10 protein-coding genes are annotated in these 13623 nt (G+C 64.0%); 8 read left to right on the top strand and 2 right to left on the bottom strand.

Annotated elements, in window-relative coordinates:
• Positions 1-2 precede the first annotated feature (2 nt).
• The 7 genes from AC5ZFO_RS15910 (at position 3) to AC5ZFO_RS15880 (ending at position 10921) form a co-directional block, all read left to right on the top strand.
• Positions 3-878, top strand: coding sequence for an ABC transporter permease (locus tag AC5ZFO_RS15910; protein WP_496122222.1), 876 nt, complete (start codon positions 3-5; stop codon positions 876-878).
• Between the two features lie 55 nt (positions 879-933).
• Entirely contained in the window at positions 934-2262 is a 1329-nt protein-coding gene (locus AC5ZFO_RS15905; protein ID WP_282522878.1) for an NAD(P)/FAD-dependent oxidoreductase, read from the top strand.
• 13 nt (positions 2263-2275) lie between these two features.
• The gene (locus AC5ZFO_RS15900) at positions 2276-3202 is read left to right on the top strand and encodes a 2-hydroxyacid dehydrogenase (protein WP_282522877.1); all 927 of its coding nucleotides are present in this window, start codon (positions 2276-2278) and stop codon (positions 3200-3202) included.
• A gap of 9 nt (positions 3203-3211) precedes the next feature.
• Positions 3212-5080, top strand: a complete 1869-nt coding sequence (locus tag AC5ZFO_RS15895; RefSeq protein ID WP_282522876.1) for an ABC transporter ATP-binding protein — start codon at positions 3212-3214, stop codon at positions 5078-5080.
• A gap of 272 nt (positions 5081-5352) precedes the next feature.
• Positions 5353-6276: a helix-turn-helix domain-containing protein gene (locus tag AC5ZFO_RS15890; RefSeq protein WP_282522875.1), complete on the top strand. Its 924-nt coding sequence runs from the start codon at positions 5353-5355 to the stop codon at positions 6274-6276.
• 484 nt (positions 6277-6760) lie between these two features.
• Positions 6761-7276: a hypothetical protein gene (locus AC5ZFO_RS15885; RefSeq protein WP_282522874.1), complete on the top strand. Its 516-nt coding sequence runs from the start codon at positions 6761-6763 to the stop codon at positions 7274-7276.
• 315 nt (positions 7277-7591) lie between these two features.
• A complete protein-coding gene (locus tag AC5ZFO_RS15880; protein WP_282522873.1) occupies positions 7592-10921 on the top strand; it encodes an adenylate/guanylate cyclase domain-containing protein in 3330 nt (1109 codons plus the stop codon).
• 42 nt (positions 10922-10963) lie between these two features.
• Here AC5ZFO_RS15880 and AC5ZFO_RS15875 read toward each other — a convergent pair whose 3' ends face one another.
• Complete coding sequence (locus AC5ZFO_RS15875) at positions 10964-12187, bottom strand: polyhydroxyalkanoate depolymerase (RefSeq protein WP_282522872.1); 1224 nt, start codon at positions 12185-12187, stop codon at positions 10964-10966.
• 169 nt (positions 12188-12356) lie between these two features.
• On the opposite strand from AC5ZFO_RS15875, the gene AC5ZFO_RS15870 reads away from it, so the two are divergent.
• Entirely contained in the window at positions 12357-13013 is a 657-nt protein-coding gene (locus tag AC5ZFO_RS15870) for a glutathione S-transferase family protein (protein WP_282522871.1), read from the top strand.
• 280 nt (positions 13014-13293) lie between these two features.
• Here AC5ZFO_RS15870 and AC5ZFO_RS15865 read toward each other — a convergent pair whose 3' ends face one another.
• Positions 13294-13518, bottom strand: a complete 225-nt coding sequence (locus AC5ZFO_RS15865; RefSeq protein WP_014492853.1) for a hypothetical protein — start codon at positions 13516-13518, stop codon at positions 13294-13296.
• Positions 13519-13623 lie beyond the last annotated feature (105 nt).

Genomic DNA, 13623 nt, shown 5'->3' with positions numbered 1-13623 from the left:
GGATGACGGCTGCGACCCTCTCGACCGTTCAGCTCGCGCCCGGCCAGGCCGCATGGCGGCGCTTCCGCCGGCACCGGCTTGCGCTCGCCGGTGCTGTCATCATTCTCGTTCTCGTGCTCGGCTCGGCGTTGGGTCCTTATCTGCTGCCGTTCGACGACACCTATATCGACATCATGAAGCGGTTCGCGCCGCCGTTGTCCGGCGCGCACATCCTCGGCACCGACGAGCTCGGCCGCGACGTGCTGGCGCGGCTGATGATGGGTGGGCGGGTCTCGCTCTCGATCGGCATCGTCGCGATGGTGATCGCGATGGCGGTCGGCGTCGTCGTCGGTGCTTTCGCCGGCTTCTATGGCGGCGTGGTCGGCGCGGTCTTGATGCGGCTCGTCGACGCCGTGCTGTGCTTTCCGACGATCTTCCTGCTGCTCGCGCTGGCGGCGCTCACCGAGCCGGGCCCCGTCACCACCACCGTGCTGATCGCGGCCACCGCCTGGATGGCCGTGGCCCGCGTTGTCGAAGCCCAGGTGCGCTCGCTGCGCGAACGCGAATTCGCGGTTGCTGCGCTCGCCTTCGGCTCGTCGAACCTGCGCATCATGTTCCGCGAGCTCGTGCCCAACGCGATCGCGCCGATCGTGGTGGCGGCGACGCTGAACGTCGCCAAGGCGATCCTGCTCGAATCCTATGTCAGCTATCTCGGCTACGGCATCCAGCCGCCGGCCGCGAGCTGGGGCAACATGCTCAACAACGCGCAGATCTACCTCACCAGCTCGCCGTGGCTCGCGATCGCGCCGGGCGTCGCCATCACGCTCGCGGTGACGAGCTTCAATTTCCTCGGCGACGGTCTGCGCGACGCGCTCGACCCGCGAATGAATATCCCATGATGAGCCTGCCCCCGAGCCGACTTGCGTCGATCGAACTGAATAGCTGGAGTGTCCCATGTCCCCGCCGCTCACCCGTATAAACAGCGACGAACGCCTGCCGGCGCAGGCGGACGTCGTGGTCATCGGCGGTGGCGTCATCGGCGTGTCCGCGGCCTATCATCTGGCGAAGAAGGGTCTCTCCGTTGCCCTCGTCGAGAAAGGCCATGTCGGCGGCGAGCAGTCGAGCCGCAATTGGGGCTGGTGCCGCCAGCAGGGCCGCGCCCGCGAGGAGATCCCACTGGCCCGCGAGGCGCTCCGGCTGTGGGAGGACATGCAGAACGACGCCGGTGTCGATGCCGGCTTCCGCCGCACCGGCGTGCTGTTCCTGACCAAGAGCAAGGACGAGCTGGCCAGCTGGGAGCGATGGGCCGCAACTGCGCGCGAGATGCAGGTCCACTCGACCGTGCTGACGCCGGCCGAGGTCGCCGAGCGCATGCCAGGCAATACCGACAAGTGGGTCGGCGGCCTGCACACGCCGAGCGACGGACGCGCCGAGCCGTCGATGGCCGTGCCTGCGCTGGCGACGGCCGCGCGAAAGCATGGCGTCACCATCCATCAGGGCTGCGCCGCGCGCGGGCTGGAGACGACTGGCGGAAAGGTCAGCGCCGTCGTCACCGAGAAGGGCACCATTCGCACGCAGGCGGTGCTGCTATCGGGCGGCGCCTGGTCGTCGCTGTTCTGCCGCCGCCACGGCATCGAGCTGCCGATCGGCCTCGTCAACGCCACCGCATGCCGGACCACGCCAGCGCCGGAGATCACGTCCGGCGCGCTCGGCACCGATCTCTACTGCATCCGCCGCCGTCTCGACGGCGGCTTCACGCTGGCCCTGCGCAACCGCGGCACGGTCGAGCTGTCGCCCGACCTGTTCCGCTACGCGCGCACCTTCTGGCCGACCTATCTGCATCGCAAGAACGGGCTGAAGCTCTCGTTCGGCAAGTCGTTCTTCGACCAGATCGTGCGCGGTACGAGCTGGAGTTTTGACAAGCCGTCGCCGTTCGAGACCGAGCGTGTGCGCGATCCCGAGCCCGACATGTCGCTGGTGAATGCGGCGCTGGTCTCGCTGATCAAGGCGAACCCGGAGCTGAAGGACATCGAGATCGCGGAAGCCTGGGGCGGCACTATCGACTGCACGCCGGACACCATTCCCGTGATCTCGCCGGTCGATGCCTTGCCCGGCTTCTTCCTCGCGACCGGCTTCTCCGGCCACGGTTTTGGCATCGGCCCCGCCGCCGGCAAGCTCGCCGCCGACATCGTGACCGGCGCGACGCCGCTGGTCGATCCCGCGGCCTACAGCCACAAGCGCATGATTGACGGCCGGCGTCTCGCGCCGGTCAGCCCGTTCTGAGAGTGCTGGCGGCATGACGGTTCTCTACAAGGCCAACATGGTTCGCGGCGCCGAATGGGCGAGCTTCTTCGCCGAGCGCGCGCCCGATGTGCCGTTCCGGCTCTGGCCCGACATCGGCGATCCCGCCGAGGTGCGCTATCTCGTGGCCTGGGTGCCGCCGGATGACATCGCGACGACCTTTCCCAATCTCGAGCTGGTCTTTTCGGTCGGTGCGGGCGTGGATCAGTTCGATGCCACGAAAGTTCCGGCGCACATTCCGCTCGTCCGCATGCTGGAGCCCGGCATCGCCGAGACCATGGTGGAATACGTCACCATGGCCGTGCTCGCCCTGCATCGCGATCTCCTGCACTTCGTCGGCCAGCAGAGGGAACAGGTCTGGCGCGAGATCCGGATCACGCCGGCCAAACGTCGTCGTGTCGGCGTGATGGGGCTGGGCCAGCTCGGCCAGGCCGTACTCGACCGGCTCAAGACGTTCGACTTCCCGCTTCTCGGCTGGAATCGTTCGCCGCGCGAGATTGAAGGCGTCACCTGTTACGCCGGTACCGACACGTTGCCAGAGTTTCTCGCGCAGGCCGACATCCTCGTCTGCCTGCTGCCGCTGACAGACGAGACCCGCGGCATCCTCAATGCCGATCTGTTCGCGCGCCTGCCGCGCGGAGCAGGGCTCGTCAATGTCGGGCGTGGCCCGCATCTCGTCCAAGCCGATTTTCTCGCGGCGCTCGACAGCGGCGCGCTGTCCGGTGCGGTGCTCGACGTCGCCGATCCCGAGCCGCTGCCGGCGGGCCATCCGTTCTGGAGCCACCCGCGCATCCTGCTGACGCCGCACAATGCCAGCATGACGACGCCTGATACGGCCGTCGATTTCGTGCTCGACGTCATCGCCCGCCACCGCCGCGGCGAAGATCTGCCGGGGCGCGTCGATCGCAGTCGCGGCTATTAGGGCAATCGCATGAGCACCGGCGCAAGCAGGCCTGATCCAATCGTTGCCGAAGCTCAGTCCCCCGTGTTGTCGGTCGCGGGCCTGACCACGTCCTTTCTGCGCGAGCGGCAATGGATTCCCGTCGTCCGCGACGTGTCGTTCGATATCGCGGCCAAGGAAACCGTGGCGATCGTCGGCGAGTCCGGTTCGGGCAAGAGCGTCACCGCGCTTTCCATCATGCGGCTCATTCCGAAGGAGAGCGGCCGGGTCGAGGGGCGCGTCACGCTCGCGGGCCGCGATCTACTGACGCTGTCCGAAGCGAGCATGACGGATGTTCGTGGCAACGATGTCGCCATGATCTTCCAGGAGCCGATGACGAGCCTCAATCCGGTGCTCACCATCGGCTTTCAGATCGCCGAGGCGCTGATCCAGCATCGCGGCCTGTCGCGCGCGGCGGCAGAGGCCGAGACCATCCGTCTGCTCGATCGTGTCCGCATTCCCGCGGCGGCATCACGCTTCCACGAGCATCCGCATCGTTTCTCCGGCGGCATGCGCCAGCGCGTGATGATCGCGATGGCGCTCGCCTGCAAGCCGAAGCTGTTGATCGCCGACGAGCCGACGACGGCACTCGACGTCACCATCCAGGCGCAGATCCTGGAGCTTCTGAAGGAGCTCCAGCAGGAGGAGGGGATGTCGATCCTCTTCATCACCCACGACATGGGCGTGGTGGCCGAGATCGCGGACCGGACCGTGGTGATGTATGGCGGGCAGGCGGTCGAGACTGACGCCACCGCGCGCATCTTCGCTACGCCCTCGCATCCCTATACGAGCGCGCTGCTCGCGGCCGTGCCGCGTCTCGGCTCGATGGGCGGGCGGACGCGGCCGATGCGGTTTCCGATCGTCGACAAGGTCACGGGGACCTCGGACGAGCCGGCGGAGACGCCTGAGACGGTCTCAACCGCGGAGCGGCCGCTGCTCGAAGTCGCCAACCTCACCACACGCTTTCCGATCCGCTCGGGCTTGTTCGGAAAAGTCTCGGGCCGGGTCCACGCGGTCGAGAACATCTCCTTCACCCTGCGCGCCGGCGAGACGTTGGCGCTGGTTGGCGAATCCGGTTGCGGCAAGTCGACCACCGGTCGCTCCATCCTCAAGCTCACGGAGCCGGACAGCGGCACCGTCCTGGTCGACGGCCATGACGTCCTCGCCATGAACGCCCGGACCTTGCGCGACTTCCGCAAGCAGATGCAGATCGTATTCCAGGATCCGTTCGCGAGCCTCAATCCGCGCATGTCGGTGGGGACGGCGATTGCCGCGCCGCTGCTCGCCAATGGGCTCGCCACGGCATCGCAGGCACGAGACAAGGTCGCCGATCTGCTCGTGCGCGTCGGCCTGACCGCCGATATGGCTGCGCGCTTTCCGCACGAATTCTCCGGCGGCCAGCGCCAGCGCATCTGCATTGCGCGCGCGCTCGCGCTCGGGCCGAAGCTGATCGTTGCGGACGAAGCGGTCTCCGCGCTCGACGTCTCGGTCAAGGCGCAGGTCGTCAACCTGATGCTCGACCTGCAGGCCAGCATGGGCCTTGCCTATCTCTTCATTTCCCACGACATCGCGGTGGTCGAGCGCATGAGCCATCGCGTCGCGGTGATGTATCTCGGCGAGATCGTCGAGACCGGCCCGCGCGCAGCCTTGTTCGGCAATCCGCAGCATCCCTACACGAAGAAGCTGATGGCCGCGGTGCCGGTGCCCGATCCATCGCGCCGCGGCACGAAGCGCGAGACATCCAACGACGAGATCAGAAGCCCGGTGCGCGCACCGGATTATCAACCGCCGGTCCGGCAGTATCGCGAAGTCTCGCCCGGCCACGTCGTCCAGGTCTGGGGCGAGGAATGGTCGGCCTAGCGCGCGAAGGCGCGTAGCGGATGCTTTCGAGAACGCACGATAAAATCGCGCCATGATCTGCCGCACACGTTAACGGCGGTGTCCTTCGCGATGCCAAGCCTGTGGAATCGTGCTGAAATCACAATGAATTCACCTCGCCGCGACGGAGTGCGACCGCCTGCCACAATCTATGTGTTAATGCGGCGAAGCTGGACCGTCGGCCGTCGATCTCCGATAATGCATCGCCTCGGAGAGGCCGACGCGGACGTGCCTTTCACGGATGGAATATTGAAATGACAGAAGCAGGCGTCTACGGGCAGAGGCTCGGGCGGGGCTTTCGCGTGACGGAAGCTCCGGTTCTGATCACGCGCTCGCTGCGCAGTGCGGAACTCGCGGTCACCGAGGTCCGCAATGACAAGCCGACGCCCGAGCTTTCCGGCTCGTTGCCGGCGGAGGATGCTTACCTCGTCAGCTTGAAGCTCCGCGACTATCCCGCTTGCGAATGTTGGGAGGAAGGCCGCTACGTCACCAGGGAGAATATTCGTGCAGGCGCGACCTATCTGTACGACCTCAAGCGCGACCCGCGCTACGTGATCGACAAGCCGTTTCACTCGCTCTTCTTCTATTTGCCGCGCTCGGCCCTTCACGACATGGCGAGGCAACCGGGCGCGCCGCGCATTGGCGAACTCTCTTACGAGCCCGGTGTGGGCCATGACGACGGGGTCATCCGTCATATCGGCGCCACCTTGCAGGAAGCACTGCGTCGGCCTGACGAGACCAACCAGCTTTTCGTCGATCACATGATGCTCGCGCTCACCGCCCACGTCGCCCAGACCTATGGCGGGCTGAAGCCTGTCGCAGAGCCTAACCGTGGCGGCCTCGCGCCATGGCAGGTGAAGCGCGCGTGTGACCGGTTCGAATCCGATCTCTCAGGCAAGGTCGCGCTGGAGCAGATCGCGACCGAGCTCGGCCTTTCGGTCAGCCACTTTTCACGCGCATTCCGGATCTCCACCGGCCTGCCGCCGCATCAATGGCTGCTGCGTCAGCGCGTGAAGGCGGCCACGCAGCTGATGACGGTCCGCAACCTGCCGTTGTCCGAGATTGCGATCTCGGCCGGATTTGCCAATCAAAGCCATTTCACCCGCGTGTTCACGCAGATGGTCGGCGTCAGTCCGGGCGCATGGCGTCGCGAAGCCCATGGCGGGCAGGACGCGTAGAGCGTTTTCACGTCAAAATCAGAATCCAAATCGGTGCCGCTTCGCCAGCGAGATCGCCTGCTTCGTGCCCGTGAATTCGTGAGGCGCTGGGCTTCAGGGCAAGCATTCCGGCCATTCCTTCAGCAGGCGGCGACATCCCGCGTATGCAACGATGCAAACTTAGTCCTCCTGAGATCGTGACTGGATGGAGCGACAGGGAACGGGAGTATGTGAACAGTCTCATAGTCCATCACTCTCTTTTCGAGCTAACTCTCCTCCAAGAAATTGCTGCACCCGGAGCTGACTGACAGACAAGGGTGAGATGCAATGCCTGCGAAGCCGCGAGCTCGCAGCTTTGGTTTGGCTCTCGTCTTGGTTACGAGCAAGCCAGCCCCATCACTCAGCCACATCTTTTGGAAATTGGAATCAAGGGCATCGCGAAACGCGTCCACGCAGCTTCTAATCGGGGTCGGCCGGTAGGCTGCTACTTACTAAGGAGCCCCCCATGAAGAAAGGCAACGCAGTTTCCAGCGCATTTTCCCTAACGAGGTACGCCGGTAATCTTGGGATCGCCCGTTCCAGTCTTATCAAGTCGGCCCATCTTCTCGAAAGAATTGGGCTCGCAGCCGTTGGGGCCTCTTGCGGCCTCTATGTGGGTGCGACCCTGTTGCGTCAGAAAGGCGGGCTTTTTGAAAGCGGCTGGATCGTGCTGCTAACGATGCTCTACGGAGCTCTCAGCTATTATGTTGGAATTGATTTGTCCCGGTCTGTCGCTCGGAAGTCGATTTCGAGCACCTCGGAAGAATACAACGGCTCTGAGGTTGCTGAGATCATGAGTGCGGCCGGTACGTTCGGCGCGGCGATTGCAGCAACTCTGTCCGTCAGCATCCTTGTCCTTGATCAAAGCCTACCCAATGGGCTGATAGCCTTTCTCGTCGGCTGTTGGGTCGTTGGGTCTTCGCTTCAAGTTGCGGCGGGAACGATGGCGCGCAACTACGAAGTGCCCAAGGACAAGGAATGAAGACAATTGTGCTCACGGAAGACGTCTGCTTGGCATCGTGATGTGGGCACCAGTGCCAGTGCCGACGTCAGGTCTGAAGGCGAGTGGTTGACGGCTCATCGCAACTTCTGTCGTTCAACGCTGCGTGCAGACGATTTTTAGTAGCGCCGCCGTTCGCGTCGAGCAATGTCTTTGCTTGGAAGCGGCATCGGTACTGAGCAACCTAAGTTGTCGCGCAACAAACAAGACGTGCCATCATGGTGACGTTGCGATATTGTCCCCGCACGCCGTGGTCCAAAATTCTGCTAACTGCCAACCACACGATCGGTGGAGCCAATGCAGATTGCGGAATGGCTCGAGAAGCTGGGGCTTGGACAATACGCAGAGCGTTTTGTCCAAAATGGGATCGACATGGGCGTCCTTCCCGAACTGATGGCCGAGGACTTCGACAAGCTCGGAGTCCTGCTTGGCCATCGCCGCAAAATGCTGCGTGCCATTGCCGACCTCGATCCAGCTGCGTTGATCGCATCACCGGCTCCTCCTCACGACGCCGAGCGGCGTCACCTGACCGTTATGTTTTGCGACCTGGTCGGCTCGACTGCGCTCTCGGCGCGTCTCGATCCCGAGGACATGTGGGAAGTGATCCGGGCCTACCGCGCCGCCTGTGCGAGCGTCATTGCTGCTTATGACGGCAGGATCGCCAGGTTCGTCGGTGACGGAATACTGGTCTATTTCGGCTATCCCCGCGCCCACGAGGACGATGCGGAGCGCGCAGTGCGAGCGGGCCTCGACACCATTTCTGCGATTGGGCAACTCAAAACGGGCGCTGACGAACGAGTTGAACTGCGGATCGCAATCGCGACCGGGCTCGTGGTGGTCGGCGACCTCATCAGCGGAGACGCGTCTGAGGAGCACGCAACGGTCGGCGATACACCAAACCTCGCTGCCAGGCTTCAGAGCCTGGCGGAACCGGGAGTGGTCGTCGTCGCCTCGTCGACGCGCCGGCTCCTTGGCGATCTCTTCACTTTTCGCAATCTCGGCCGCCGCGAGGTCAAGGGGATAGCCGAACCCATCGCGGTCTGGGCGGTCGAGGGGGCGGCCGCATCGGAAAGTCGCTTCGAGGCGGTCCGCGCAGCGCGTTCGATCGGCTTTGTCGGTCGCAAGGATGAGATCGAATTCACGCTCTCGCGCCAGCGATTGGCATGGCAGGGGCAGGGCCAGATGGTGTTGATCTCCGGCGAAGCGGGCATCGGCAAGTCGCGCATTGTCGCAACGCTGTCCGAGAACCCCGCGTTAGGGGCGCACCGCCGGGTGCGATATCAGTGTTCGCCCTACCACACCAACAGCGCGCTTCATCCCTTTGTCGCGCAGCTGGAGCGCGCAGCCGGTATCCGCTCGCACGACACGCCGGAGCAAAAGCTCGACAAGCTTAAGACAATGCTGGCGCTTGGAACGCAGCAGGTCGCCCGGGCGACACCGCTCATTGCGGCGCTCCTTTCGATTCCAACCAGCGACCATTATCCGCCGCTCGGTTTGAGCCCGGCGCAGCAGCGGCGACAGACGTTTGCCTCGCTTCTCGATCAGCTCGAGGGGTTGGCGCGAGAGCAACCCCTGCTGATCATCTGCGAGGATATGCATTGGGCCGATGCCACGACACTTGAACTGTTCGATCTCGGGGTCGACCGGATCAGGGGGTTGCCAATACTCATGCTCATGACATCCCGGCCGGAGTTCGAGCCCTCCTGGTCGGGCCTTGGCAACGTCAGTCTGCTGCGGCTCGACCGGCTCGACCGGCAGGACACGCGTGCGCTGGTCGAGCAGGTGACCGTTGGCCGCCAGCTGCCGCGCGAGATGATGGAGCAGATCATCGACAAGACGGACGGCATCCCGCTATTCGTCGAGGAACTGACCAAGATGGTGCTGGAGTCCGGACTGCTCACCGAAGATTCCGGACGTTATCGCCTCGATAGTCCGCTTCCGCCGCTCGCTATTCCCGCGACGCTGCAGGATTCGCTGATGGCGCGGCTCGACCGGCTGGCTCCCGTCAAGGAGGTGGCGCAGATAGGCGCCGCCATCGGCCGCGACTTTTCATACGCGCTGCTAAGATATGTGACAGGACGCGATGATCTGACGCTGAGCGCTGCGCTGACGCAACTCGAAGAGGCGGAACTGCTGGTGCGTCGCGGGACGCCGCCCGACGCAAACTATAGCTTCAGGCACGCTCTCGTTCAGGAAGCGGCCTATGAAGGCCTGCTCAAGAGCAAACGGCAGGTGCTTCACAAGCGCATCGGCGATGTCTTGCGTGAGAAGTTTCCGGCCGTCGCCGAGACTGAGCCGGAAGTTCTGGCGCATCACTTCACCGAGGCGGGGCTGAGCGAGGTCGCCCTCGAATGGTGGCGCAAGGCGGGCCAGCAGGCGCTGAAGCGCTCGGCCTATTCCGAGGCGATTGCGCATCTCGGCAAGGCGATTGCGTCCGCCGATGAGGTGCCAGATGATCCCCGCCGGATGATGAGCAGGCTGCATCTTCAAATCGCATACGGCCGTGCGTTGCGAGGCAGCCTCGGCCACAGCGCTCCCGAAACGGTTGCCGCATGGACGCGTGCCCGGCAGTTCGCTGCCGACATCAATGATCCCGTTGAACTCGCGCCGGTCCATTCGGGTCTCTTCAATGCTTGCCTGACACACGGCGAACTCGCTCCGATGCGGGAGCTGGCGGATGCCATCAGGAGCGCCGCTGACCGACGACCGGACTCACCGGTGGCCGCCGTCGTTGCACATTGGACGGGCGGGGTTACCTGCTGGTTCGGCGGTGACTACTTGAACGCGAGCATGCGTCTCGAGCAGGCACTCGAGATCTATGCTGCCGAGCCGGATCCCGCGACGTTCAGGGCTTCGGCACTGGATCTCCCGTTCGTTATCATGAGGTTTCTTGCCCTGGTGCTTTGGCCGCTTGGCAAGATCGCGCGGGCACGCCGCCTCGCCGCCGAAGCGGTGAGTGCTTCGGGAGAAAAACGGGCGCTGTCCCAGGCCAACGCGCTGGTTCATCGCGCTGTGTTCGACGGACTATGCGGAGGCATGTTGCAGCAGACAGAGACGATCCTGGCGCTCGGTCTCGCGCGCGACCACACGATGCCGTTGTATGTGGCCGCCGGCACCTACCTGGATGGCCTCGCCAAGTGGCGTGCCGGCGACCGAATGACCGGACTGACGGAAATGCGTCGCGGCTGGACCTTGCTGCACGAGAATGACTGCTATCTCTGTGAGCCGTTTTGGGGGATGCAGGTCGCCGTGGCGAACGCTGCGTCGGGCCAACTCGAAACCGGGCTGGAAATCTTGAGCGAATTGATCGCATGGACCGGGCAATCCGGCCAGCATTGGCTTGATGCCGAGCTGCATCGCGCCCGCGGCGAACTTTTGTCGCGTCTTGATCCTTCGGACGAAGCCAGTGCCGAAGCTTCCCTCAACCGAGCGCTTGAGATCGCACGACACCAGCAGACGAAGACTTTCGAGCTGCGCAGCGCCCTTGGGCTTGCACGCCTGCACAAAAGAAATGGCCGAGCAGGCGGGGTATCCGAAGTGCTCGCTCCCGTGCTGGCCGAATTCGATGTGGAGCGAAATCTTTCTGAAGTCGTGGAAGCGAAAGAGCTGCTCGAGCAAGTGCATTAGGCACGTGCCGTTTTTCCCCGGTCTGGGGGCAGGCAATGACAGTCAGGAATTCACGTGCACGAAATCCCGCAGCAGCGGATAGATTTCGTTGTTCCACCGCTTGCCCGAGAACACGCCGTAATGGCCGACGCCGGCCTGCATGTGGTGAACGCGGCGATAGGCGCGCACACCGGTGCAGAGGTCTTGCGCGGCGAGCGTCTGGCCGATCGAGCAGATGTCGTCCTTCTCGCCTTCGACCGTCATCAGTCCCATGCGGCTGACGGCCTTGGTGTTCACGGGACGGCCACGGTGCATCAACTTGCCTTGCGGCAACAGGTGCTCCTGGAACACGTCACGCACCGTCTCGATGTAGAACTCGGCCGGCAGGTCCATCACGGCGAAATATTCGTCGTAGAAGGTCTTGATGCTCGCGGCCTTCTCCTTCTCGCCCTTGGCGATATGGTTGGCGAGATCCATGTGCTGCTTGATGTGGCGCTCGAGATTCATCGAGACGAACGCCGTGAGCTGCACGAAGCCGGGATAGACCTTGCGGAGCGCGCCGCGGCATTGCACCGGCACGTAGTTGATCAGGTTCTGCTCGAACCAGTCGATCGGCCTGCTCTTGGCGAACTCGTTGACCCTGGTCGGCTGGATGCGCGTGTCGATCGGGCCTGCCATCAGCGTCAGCGTCGCAGGCCGCGAGGGGTGGTTGCCCTCGCACATGACCGCGGCGGCCGCGAGTGCCGAGACCGAGGGCTGGCAGATCGCGACCATATGCGGACGCGGGCCCATTTGGCCGAGGAAGTCGATGAGATGATCGGTGTAATCGTCGAGCCCGAAGCGGCCTTCGCGGCGTGGAATGTCGCGCGGATTGTGCCAGTCGGTGATGTAGACGTCGTGATCCTGCAGTAGCGTTTTCACGGTGCCGCGCAGCAGCGTGGCGAAATGGCCCGACATCGGCGCCACCAGCAGCATGCGCGGCTGCTCCGGCACGCCGTCCTTCCTGAAGTGCAGCAGCGAGCCGAACGGCGTCGCGTAGGCGACCTCCTCGGTGACGCCGACCTCACGGTTGCCCACCATCACGCTGTCGATGCCGTAGGCCGGACGGTGATAGGTGAGGGTGGAGCGGGAGATCAGCTCCAGCGCGGCGGAGAGCCGGCCGACGACCTGATCCGATAGGCCCTGCGGCACCAGATTGAGGAATCTGAGCGCGGACGAAGCTCCCGCCCGCCACGGCGCGGTGAGGTCCATATGGTTCTGAAAGGCCTGATAATACATCGACATCATACTGAAACGCCCACCTTCCCGTGCTGTCATGCAATATCGAAGCCAAACGGGAGCCCTACCGCCCTCAAAACTGGCACATCGCTTGCTCCTCCTTTTGCGGGAAGCACAGGTCATGAGCACTCCCGCGGGCCGGGCGGCGTGCAAGTCACAGGCGTAGGGAAGAGGCCATATGGCGAAGGCGACACTGACCATCAGCAGCAAGAACTATTCGTCCTGGTCGCTGCGCGGCTGGCTGCTGACGAAATTTTCCGGGCTCGATTTCGAGGAGATCGTCACCGCGCCGGACGACGCGTCGGCGCGCGCGGAAATCCTGCTGCTGTCGTCGTCGATCCTGGTGCCGTGCCTGCGCCACGAGGGCGCCGTGGTCTGGGATACGCTGGCGATCGCCGAATATCTCAACGAGGCGATGCCGGAAGCCGGTCTGTTGCCTGATGACCGCGTCCAGCGGGCGCATTGCCGCTCGATCTGCGGCGAAATCCATTCCGGCTTCACAACGTTGCGCGCTTCGCTGCCGGTCAATCTGAAGGGGCACTTCCCCGGCTTCAAGATCTGGTCGCGCGCCCAGGCCGATATCGACCGCGTCTGTTCCATCTGGCGCGACTGCCTGGAGAAATCAGGCGGACCCTTCCTGTTCGGCGCGAGGCGCACCATGGCGGATGCGATGTACGCCCCCGTGGTGACGCGCTTCGTGACCTATGACGTCAAGCTCGAGCCGCTGCTGAAGGCCTATGCCGATACCATCATGGCCATGCCCGAGATGGAGGAATGGATCGGGGCGGCCAGGGACGAGCCGGCCGAGATCGAGGAGCTCGAGGTCGAATATTAGGCAGGCTCGGCGCCCGCCTGCCTGTTTTGGGAGCGAGGCCCAGGCTGCTGCACCCGGCAGCCATGTCTTTGAAGCCGTTAACTTTTAGCACCCGTGGCCGGCTCGGGCCGTGCCACATGCTGCGCAGATATTGTATACGCGTGCGGGCTGGTTGCGACATCTAGCCGTGAACAGCCGCGTACACGGCGTTTCGGCTGATTCGGACGCGATTCGTTCGGGCCGCGTTCCGTTCGTTAAGGCAGAGCGCGGCCCCGTTGCATTTTGAGACAGACGCCGCTCGTCAGGCGAAGCCCGAGTGCTTGACGCGCGGCACGCGCCAGCCGATGACGGTGGCTTCCACCGGGACGCCTGCCGCATCGTTCTGCCATCGTCCCTCGACATAGCGGCAGGCGAACGGCAGCTGATACGTTCCGCTATGGTCCTCACAGAGCACTTCGACCGGCAGGCCAGGGGGCGGTTCTCCGGCGCCATCGAATTCCGCTAGACGTCTATCGCGCGTTGCCATTCCAAAAATCTCCCCTAATCAAAGTCGCGGAAAGAGCGCCCACTTCTTCTTCCGCGCACGGTTCACCGCTCCCCGTCCAAGGGAACAAGCCAAGCTCAACGCGAG

This window comes from Bradyrhizobium sp. Unk1 (assembly GCF_059512345.1).
This window is presented reverse-complemented; position numbering and strand designations above follow the sequence as displayed.

Bases quoted from the DNA above. Each gene is read 5' to 3' on its own strand.
- AC5ZFO_RS15910 (WP_496122222.1), top strand. From the start codon at position 3: ATGACGGCTGCGACCCTCTCGACCGTTCAGCTCGCGCCCGGCCAGGCC.
- AC5ZFO_RS15905 (WP_282522878.1), top strand. From the start codon at position 934: ATGTCCCCGCCGCTCACCCGTATAAACAGCGACGAACGCCTGCCGGCG.
- AC5ZFO_RS15900 (WP_282522877.1), top strand. From the start codon at position 2,276: ATGACGGTTCTCTACAAGGCCAACATGGTTCGCGGCGCCGAATGGGCG.
- AC5ZFO_RS15895 (WP_282522876.1), top strand. From the start codon at position 3,212: ATGAGCACCGGCGCAAGCAGGCCTGATCCAATCGTTGCCGAAGCTCAG.
- AC5ZFO_RS15890 (WP_282522875.1), top strand. From the start codon at position 5,353: ATGACAGAAGCAGGCGTCTACGGGCAGAGGCTCGGGCGGGGCTTTCGC.
- AC5ZFO_RS15885 (WP_282522874.1), top strand. From the start codon at position 6,761: ATGAAGAAAGGCAACGCAGTTTCCAGCGCATTTTCCCTAACGAGGTAC.
- AC5ZFO_RS15880 (WP_282522873.1), top strand. From the start codon at position 7,592: ATGCAGATTGCGGAATGGCTCGAGAAGCTGGGGCTTGGACAATACGCA.
- AC5ZFO_RS15875 (WP_282522872.1), bottom strand. From the start codon at position 12,187: ATGATGTCGATGTATTATCAGGCCTTTCAGAACCATATGGACCTCACC.
- AC5ZFO_RS15870 (WP_282522871.1), top strand. From the start codon at position 12,357: ATGGCGAAGGCGACACTGACCATCAGCAGCAAGAACTATTCGTCCTGG.
- AC5ZFO_RS15865 (WP_014492853.1), bottom strand. From the start codon at position 13,518: ATGGCAACGCGCGATAGACGTCTAGCGGAATTCGATGGCGCCGGAGAA.